Here is an 8,310-nt window from a genome sequence, read left to right as displayed (position 1 = left end):
CAAAGAACCGACATCTCTGTCGATCCCGCGAACTCCGCCGCCCACGTTTCTCTTTCTTCTCATCTTCAATTGTCAAACAACAGACCAGTAAAACCAGTCGAAATTCCCCGTCCCAAAACCGAAGCCCGGGACCAATCAGCATCGCAGCCAATCAAAGAAATCCAGAGCGAAAGTCAACGTCGCCAGCAGCGCCGCCGCCCTCGTTCTGTGAAGCGGCTTATAAGGCCCCTAAGCCGAACAAGTCAACAAGCCTTTTTCAAAAAATCGTAGTTTCTAGCAACTAACTGAATTCGCAAGAGAATTTCCAGAAGGCTTGTTTGCGTGCCGGAAACGGCTCCGAAACCGCCACGATCATGCCCTCTCCCGCATGCTTATCGACCAGCCACCGGCCGACAGTGGCATGAGCAGGACCGATCTGCCATATAGTGACGCGCACCATTGAGGATCTGATGCCGTTTCGCTTCATACACACCGCCGACATTCACCTGGATTCCCCCTTGCGCTCGCTGGCGCTGCGCGACGAAGCGCTGGCCGAACTGATCGGCAACGCCACGCGCGCGTCCTTCGTTTCGATCATCGATCTCTGCCTGGAAGAACAGGTCGACGCCTTGATCATTGCCGGCGATCTCTATGACGGCGACCAGACGTCTATGAAGACGGCGCGTTTTCTGGCCGCGCAGATGCAGCGGCTCAATGCGGCTGACATCGCCGTCTATAAGATACGCGGCAATCACGACGCGCTTTCCAAGATCACCCAGGAGCTGGTGCTGCCTGATAATGTCAAGGTGTTCGGCGGGCGCGCCGAAGCCGTCGAGCGCATCAAGGATGGTCTAGATATCGCAATTCACGGCTTGAGCTTCGCCAAGCCGCATGCCCCGGAATCGCTGTTGCCGAAATTCAAGGCGCCGGTCGCGGGCGCGGTCAACATCGGCATCATGCATACGAGCCTCGCCGGCGCGCAGGGACACGACGTCTATGCGCCCTGCAGCGTCTCGGAGCTGCATGCCTCCGGTTTCGATTACTGGGCGCTTGGGCATATCCACCAGCGGACGCATCATCACGGCGCGCGCACGGTGATCATGCCCGGCATGCCGCAGGGCCGCGACATCAACGAGGCCGGCGCCAAGACCGTATCGCTGGTGACGATCGCGGATGACCGGACGATCACCATCGAGGAACGCCTCACCAGCGTCGCGCAGTTCGAGCGGGTGAGCGTCGATCTTACCGATATCTCGGAATGGCGCGAGGCGGCGGGCGCGATCGAGCTGGCGCTTGCGCGGCAACGCGAGGCGACTGCCTCGCCTCACCTCGTCGCTCGCTTGCGGCTCATCGGGCAGACGCCGCTATCGTGGCGCCTTCATCGCGATATCGATCTGCTGCGCACCGAGGCCGAGGATCGCGGCGATCGCATCGGCCAGACCTGGATCGAGAAGCTGGAGCTTGCTGTACATGCGCCTGAGGAAGTTGGGAAAGTCACCGCCGATCCTGTCATCGAGCTTGGCGATCTGATGCGTGACAAGGTCATGGCGAGCGCCGGCTTTCGGAACGAGATCAGCGAGATGGTCAAGGACCTGCTCGCGGATCTGCCGCCCGAAAGCCGGCGATTTGCCGGCGACGACGTGGCGAGCTTCGAGCGCTTTATCGATGAGTTGATGCTCGATGGCGCCGACGACATTACCGCGCGAATGAAGACCTGGGATCACGGAGAGAACTGATGCGCCTTCGCCGTCTCGACCTGACCCGCTACGGGAAATTCACCGACCATTCGATCGATTTCGGTCAGCCCCCTGTGGGTGAGCCGGACCTGCACATTATATACGGCCTGAACGAGGCCGGAAAATCGACGACATTCGATGCCTTCCTCGATCTGCTCTTCGGGTTCGGGGCCACCAGCAAATACGACTTCATTCATCCCTATAATACCATGCAGATCGGCGCGCGGCTGGAGTTCGACGGCGGCGAGCATGAGCTCGTGCGGCTGAAGCGTCGCGCAGGCAGTCTCGTCGACAGCAACGGTCAGCCGGTCAACGAGGGCATGCTGTCGACGGCACTCGGCGGGATCGGGCGCGATGCCTACAGGACAATGTTTTCGCTAGACGATCACTCCTTGAAGGAGGGCGGGCAGGCGATCATCCAAAGCAAGGGCGAGCTGGGCGAATTGCTGTTTTCGGCAAGCTCGGGGCTCGCCGGCCTCAACAGATCGCTTGTCATGGCGGCGGACGATGCGGCGGCCATTCATCGCAAGCGTTCGTCGAGCACCAAGCTTGCCGAATTGAAACGAGCTCTCGAAGCGCTTAAGAACGAGCGCAACGCCATCGACACCTTCGCGGCCGCCTATTCGGTGCTTGCGGTAACGTCGACCCAGGCCAGCGCATCCTATGACGCGGCCGGCGCCGAATTGGCCGAGGCGAAGCTTCGGCACACTGAGCTGACACGCATTCTCGCGACGCTGCCGCTGACCTCGGAACTCGATCGCCTGACGGCTGAATTCGCAGGTCTCGGCGAATTGCCGCGCCCGCCTGCGGATTGGTTCGCGCTGCTACCGCAGCTTTCGCGTGATGAAACACGGTTGCAAGCTCTCACAGAGAGCGCGGAACGCTCCATTCGGCAACTGTCGGATGAGATCGATGGCATGATCGTGGATGAACAGGCGCTATCGCTCGCCGCGATTATCGAGACGCTTGAGATCGGGCGAGCACGCTACCGGGCGGCCGCGGATGATCTGCCGAAACGCAAAATTGCCCTGGCCGAGCAGGAAGGCATCCTGTCGCGGTTGCTCTTCGATCTCGATCAGGCGGGACATGAAAATCCCGAGAGACTGCTGCTACCGGCACCATCCGTCGGCGCCATCCGCGATTTGATGGAGAAACGCTCCGGGATCGACGCTGAAATCGCCTCCGCGGAGCGCGAGCTCAAGCGCGCGAAGAATACCCTCAACCGCTTGAAGGAGGATGCGGCCGAGTTTGATGATGGAACCGAGATGGCCCCAGACACGCAATCGCGCATCGAGAGTGCGCTGGCAAGGTTGACGGATACCGACCTGCTCTCGCGTCTTGCAATCGAGGAGCGGTCTTATCGTCAGCTGCAACGCAATTTCGATGAACGGACAGCACTGCTGGCGCCCTGGTCGGGTGATATCCATGATCTGAAGGACATGAAGGCTGCGGAAGCCCGGCAGCTGGATATGTGGCGATCGCAGGCGACGTCTATCGACAAGCGCGTGAACGAGCATCGCGGCAAGCTTCGCGAGCTCACCAGCGAGCGGGCCGCGAGTTCGGCGCGGATCGCCGCCCTCGCAAGCGAAGGTACGGTCGACGACAGCGCGGCGCAGGCCCTGCGTGGCGCGCGCGACGCGGCCTGGCAGAGCCATCTCTCCACGCTAGACAGTGCCACCGCTTCGGTGTTCGAGCAGGCGATGCGGCAAGACGATGTCGCGACAGACAATCGACTGGCGCGTGCCAAGGATCTCGCCGAGCTCCGGCAGCTGACGCGTGCCGCCGCCGCCAGCGCGGCCGCCATCGACCGGCAACAGGAGCTGCTTGCGGAAGCACTGGAGGAACACGATGGATTGGCGGACAAGATCGGCGCCTATTTGCCTGACGCTGTCGAGGCAGGACCGGATGCGTTGGAGCGGCTCTTGGCGCTTGAGAACTGGACCGGCAGGCGGAGTGCTGCGCTTTCGGCCCGGGATGATCTGAAGAAGGGCGAGTATGAGCTGGAGGCGCTCCGCACGGAACTCGGGCGACACCGCGTCGAGCTTGAGGCAGCCTTGACCGAGACCGGCGCGCGGTTTGATGCCGACGTGCCGATCGCAGAGCTGACACGGGCTGCGGCGAGACTGCTGTCCGACAGCCGGAGCCGGGAGGAAGCGCGCGCGAACCATAAGAAGGCGGTGAGCGGGCTGACGCGCGATATCGCGGAGCGGGAGCGCGACCACCAGCAGGCGGTTCTCGCCGCGGATGCATGGCGCGATGCCTGGGCGCAGGCGCTGTTGGGCACGTGGTTCGCTGACAAGGCCACATCCGTTGCCGCCGTTGGCGCCATTTTGGCTACCCTTTCAAGCCTTCCCGGTGTCTTGAAGGAGCGTCAGGATCTGGCGCAGCGGGTTTCGGCAATGGAGAATGACCAGAAGGAATTTCGGGGCGAACTGGCCAACATGCTGGGCCGGTTGGAATCCGATATATCGTCGGGCGATGTGCTCGCCGCCGCCAATGCGCTTGTCGAGCGCTACAACAGCGCCTTGCGCGATCAGCAGCATCGCGCGGACAGACAGGTCACGCTCGAAAAGCTGCAAGCCGATCGACAGGCGCTCGACGCGGAGCTTGCTGTCCACAATGCCCGCAAGGCGGAACTGACCGGCTATTTCGGCGCCGATACGCTTGCTGCCGCGGGGACCTACCTCGAAGCGGCCAAGGAGCGGGACCGGATCGAGAAGCGCATGGCGGAGCTTCGCGAACAGATTGCCCAGGGGTTGCGCGCGAAAACATACGAGGACGCGGCACGGTTATTGTCCGAGATAGACGCCGCCGAAGTGGAGCATAGCGCGCTGAGCCTTGCTGCCCGGATCGACGATCTGACGGAGCGCGCGCGGGTGCTCTACGCCGACATGACCCGCGCCAAGGACAAGCTCGATGCCGTTGGCGGCGACGACGCGGTTGCCCGTATCGAAGCGAAGCGGCGGACGATTTTGCTCGAGATCGAGGCGCTCGCCATTCGCTACCTGACACTGCGAACCGGCACACTGGCCGCCGAACAGGCACTGCATCTCTACCGCGACAAGCATCGCAGCTCGATGATGAACCGCGCTTCGCAGGCGTTTCAGAAGATCACCGGTGGCAATTATTCGGGCCTCGCAACGCAACCGGACAAGGAAAAGGAGATCCTGATCGGCGTATCGCGCGACGGCGGATCGAAGCTCGCCGATTCCATGTCGACCGGAACCCAGTTCCAGCTCTATCTGGCGCTCCGGCTGGCTGGTTATGAGGAGTTCGCAGCCGTTCGGCCGGCCGTGCCCTTCGTTGCCGACGATATCATGGAGAGCTTCGACAATCCGCGTTCCGAAGAGGTGTTCCGCCTGCTCGGCGAGATGGCGAAGGTGGGCCAGGTCATCTATCTCACGCACCATCTGCATTTGTGCGAGATCGCCAAGTCCGTCGTTCCCCAGGTGAGGATCCATCAGCTGGGATAGGCGTTTGAACAAACGGCCGCAGCGAGATCGAGGTCAGAAGGTCTTGACGGCCTCCGCGTTTTCGATCGCCGCGACATCGCCTGGTGCGCTTGAAGCCCTGCCGGATTGGCCAACAGCCGCCGTTGATCGCTTCCGCGACACCGGCACCGCCTTCCGAGGGCCGCGCAGATACAACAGCCGAGCCATATCGCCGGCGCGGCGCTGGGCGCCGCCATTCAACGAACCATCAGCCGCCCCAAGCCGGCAGCCAAGCCCCGCGGACGATGAATATCGGTGAACCGAGCGGCATAGAACCGGCGAAGCAGGCCCCCCATTGCGTCGCGCCAATCGTTCAGCTGAGCGGATGAGCTCGCGTCGACGATGCGACCCATCCGTGCCCGCCGCGCATATCGGACATGCTCGCCTGAGGCGTGAAACTGTCGCGCTTGGCCGATCCTGCGAGCGAATGCCCGCTTGCCACCGATCAGGCTCGGCGGCCTGCCACTCCGCGGTAAGCGGTTGGATCGGGAACGGGTACGGCCGCGATCAGCGCCTTGGTGTAATCAGCAGTCGGGTTCTCGAAAATCTCGCGCCGCGTGCCTGTTTCCACGATCTTCCCCCCGCGCATGACCGCGACCTGGTGCGACATGCGCTCTACCACGGCCATATCGTGGCTGATGAAGAGATAAGCGATTCCCATCGTTTCCTGCAGCTCAAGCATGAGGTCTAGCACGCGGGCGCGAACCGAAACATCGAGCGCCGCGACGCTCTCGTCAGCAACGATCAGCTTCGGCTCTAGCGCCAACGCACGGGCGATGCAGATCCGCTGGCGCTGACCGCCGGAAAATTCATGCGGGTAACGGCCGGCCGCATCCGGCGTCAGGCCGACACGGCGCAACAGCTCGGCCGTGCGGTCCTGCCGCTCGCTCTTGTTGCGGATACCGTGGATCACCATCGGCTCCGCGATCGCGGCACCCACGGCCATCCGGCTGTCGAGCGATGCATAGGGATCCTGGAAGATCATCTGCGCGCAGCGCCGCACCGAGCGCATATCGCGATGGCTGAGCCCGGAGATATCCTGACCGTCGATCATGACACCGCCGGTGAACGGGATGAGGCCCAACACGGCCTTTCCCGTCGTTGACTTCCCCGAGCCGCTTTCGCCCACAAGGCCCAGTGTCTCGCCAGGCATGATATCGAACGAAACGCCGCTGACCGCGTTGACCGGCGGCTTGCCCTTGAAAAATCGGCTGACAGGTGCGCCGTAGCTGACATTGAGGTCGCGTACGTTCATGACGGGTGCTGCACCGGGCTTGAGCGACTCGGCTTTGCCGGGCGTGACCCGAGGCGGACCATCGGTCCCGGCATGCGCGCCGAGCCGTGGAACAGCCGCCAGAAGCTGCCGGGTGTAGAGCTCCTTTGGCCGCTCGAAGATTTCCAACGACGATCCGCTCTCGATGATGCGACCGCTCTGCATCACCAGCACGCGATCGGCCATTTCGGCAACCACGCCCATGTCGTGGGTGATGAGAATGATCGATGTTCCGAATTCAGCCTTCAGCTCGCGCATCAACTTGAGGATCTGCGCCTGAACCGTAACGTCAAGCGCTGTTGTCGGCTCGTCGGCGATCAGCACCTTGGGTCGGCATGAGAGCGCCATGGCGATCATCACGCGCTGCCGCATCCCGCCCGAGAGCTCGTGAGGAAATTGCTTGAGGCGCTTGGCCGGATCGGTGATCTGAACAGTATCTAGCATGCGCAGCGCCGCGGCGTCGGCATTTTCGCTGCCTTGATGCTCGCGGATCGCCTCGGTAAGCTGCGCGCCGATCGACATGACCGGATTGAGCGACGTCATCGGCTCCTGGAACACCATGGCGACATCGCCACCGCGAACGCTGCGCATCGCGCGGTTCGAGAGCTTCAGCAGATCGCGCTCGCCAAGTAGAATGTTGCCTGAAGTGACGCGCAGCGACAACTTTGACAGCAATCCCATGATGGCAAGCGAGGTCACCGATTTGCCGGATCCGGACTCTCCGGCGATGCAAAGCGTCTCGCCGCCACCCAGCTCGAAGCCCACGTCCCGTAGAACCGGCTTCAGCCCGTCGGGCGTCAGTGCGTCGACGTTGAGATTGCGCACCGACAGGACGGGCGAGGAAGCGGAAGACGATGTCACGCGAATACGATCCTCGGGAAGTAGAAGGACACGACCCAATTCGGCTGATCGACGATCTCGCTGATCCTGAGATCGCCACAGACCGAGCAAAGCAGATAGGCGTCGACCGCGCTCATGCCGTGCTCGGCACCGAGCAGGTCGATCATCCGCATGACGCTTTCGCGCGCGCCCGTCATCAGATCGGGACCGATCCCGGTGGTGACTTCGTAACCAGCGCCATCGAGGTGGCGAGTTACAGGCTCGGTTGTCGTGAAGCGCGGCGTCCGCAGACGGGCATCCTTCACCAGCTCGATCGTCGCCTCTACGTTCATCTGGCTTTCGATCGCCGTGCCGCAGACCTCGCCATCGCCCTGAGCGGCGTGGGTGTCGCCGATCGAAAACAGCGCGCCCTCGACCTCTACCGGCAGATAAAGCGTAACGCCCGCCGTCAGATCGCGAATGTCCATATTGCCTCCGACGCGGCGCGGCGGAACGACGGAGTGAGTGCCGGGTTCGGCGGGCGCCACGCCGATTGTTCCCGCGAAGGGCTTCAGCGGCACACGGCCACCGGGGCCATAAAGCGCCGGTGCCATGCTGGCAGCATCGTAGGACCAGACGTGCAGTGCAGGATCCTTGAACTGATCGGCGAGCAACCCGAAGCCGGGAATATTAGCCGTCCAGCCGTGGCCGGAGGGCTCGAAGCGGCGGATCGTGACCTTCAGCGCATCACCCGGCTTGGCGCCTTCGACATAAACAGGACCGGTGACCGGATTGATCTTGCCGAAATCGAGCGTGTTCAGCGTATCGAGCGTGGCATCCGGGCCGAGCTGACCGCCAGATGAATCCAGACACTCGAAATGAATGGTCTCACCGGCTTTGGCAACGACGACAGGCTCGAAATCCTTGTTCCAGCCAAAATTATGCTGGGCACGGTGAATGGTGTAGGTACAGGCAACGCACATAGGATGTCTCCCTAGTTTCTTGGCGCCCT

The 8,310-nt window shown here is 62.5% G+C and carries 5 protein-coding genes; 3 read left to right on the top strand and 2 right to left on the bottom strand.

The genetic code is table 11. The features are described 5' to 3' along the window. The 3 genes from ACCD05_RS10110 to ACCD05_RS10100 form a co-directional block, all read left to right on the top strand. Nucleotides 1-270, top strand: a 270-nt coding sequence (locus tag ACCD05_RS10110) for a hypothetical protein (RefSeq protein WP_413392372.1), incomplete at its 5' end; no start/stop codon positions are given. A gap of 179 nt (nucleotides 271-449) precedes the next feature. Then, nucleotides 450-1,715, top strand: a complete 1,266-nt coding sequence (locus ACCD05_RS10105; protein WP_413392370.1) for a metallophosphoesterase family protein — start codon at nucleotides 450-452, stop codon at nucleotides 1,713-1,715. Beyond that, nucleotides 1,715-5,188: an AAA family ATPase gene (locus ACCD05_RS10100; RefSeq protein WP_413392368.1), complete on the top strand. Its 3,474-nt coding sequence runs from the start codon at nucleotides 1,715-1,717 to the stop codon at nucleotides 5,186-5,188. The genes ACCD05_RS10105 and ACCD05_RS10100 overlap by 1 nt, the downstream gene beginning before the upstream one ends. Before the next feature lie 463 nt (nucleotides 5,189-5,651). Here the strand turns inward: ACCD05_RS10100 and ACCD05_RS10095 are convergent, their stop codons facing one another. Together ACCD05_RS10095 and ACCD05_RS10090 are read right to left on the bottom strand one after the other, a co-directional pair. Further along, a complete protein-coding gene (locus ACCD05_RS10095) occupies nucleotides 5,652-7,340 on the bottom strand; it encodes an ABC transporter ATP-binding protein (RefSeq protein WP_111560922.1) in 1,689 nt (562 codons plus the stop codon). Next, nucleotides 7,337-8,281 carry an acetamidase/formamidase family protein gene (locus ACCD05_RS10090; RefSeq protein WP_111560921.1) on the bottom strand — a complete coding sequence of 315 codons (945 nt, stop codon included), beginning with the start codon at nucleotides 8,279-8,281 and terminating at the stop codon, nucleotides 7,337-7,339. Before ACCD05_RS10090 ends, ACCD05_RS10095 begins: the two co-directional genes overlap by 4 nt. Between the last annotated feature and the right edge of the window lie 29 nt (nucleotides 8,282-8,310).

This window comes from Rhizobium sp. Rhizsp42 (genome assembly GCF_047304155.1).
Lineage (GTDB): Bacteria > Pseudomonadota > Alphaproteobacteria > Rhizobiales > Rhizobiaceae > Rhizobium.
The sequence above is the reverse complement of the archived record's forward strand: the minus strand, read 5'-3'. Positions and strand labels throughout refer to the sequence as shown.

What these genes read in the sequence shown, in the direction of transcription:
- ACCD05_RS10105 (WP_413392370.1), top strand. Translation starts at nt 450, where the DNA reads ATGCCGTTTCGCTTCATACACACCGCCGACATTCACCTGGATTCCCCC.
- ACCD05_RS10100 (WP_413392368.1), top strand. Translation starts at nt 1,715, where the DNA reads ATGCGCCTTCGCCGTCTCGACCTGACCCGCTACGGGAAATTCACCGAC.
- ACCD05_RS10090 (WP_111560921.1), bottom strand. Translation starts at nt 8,281, where the DNA reads ATGTGCGTTGCCTGTACCTACACCATTCACCGTGCCCAGCATAATTTT.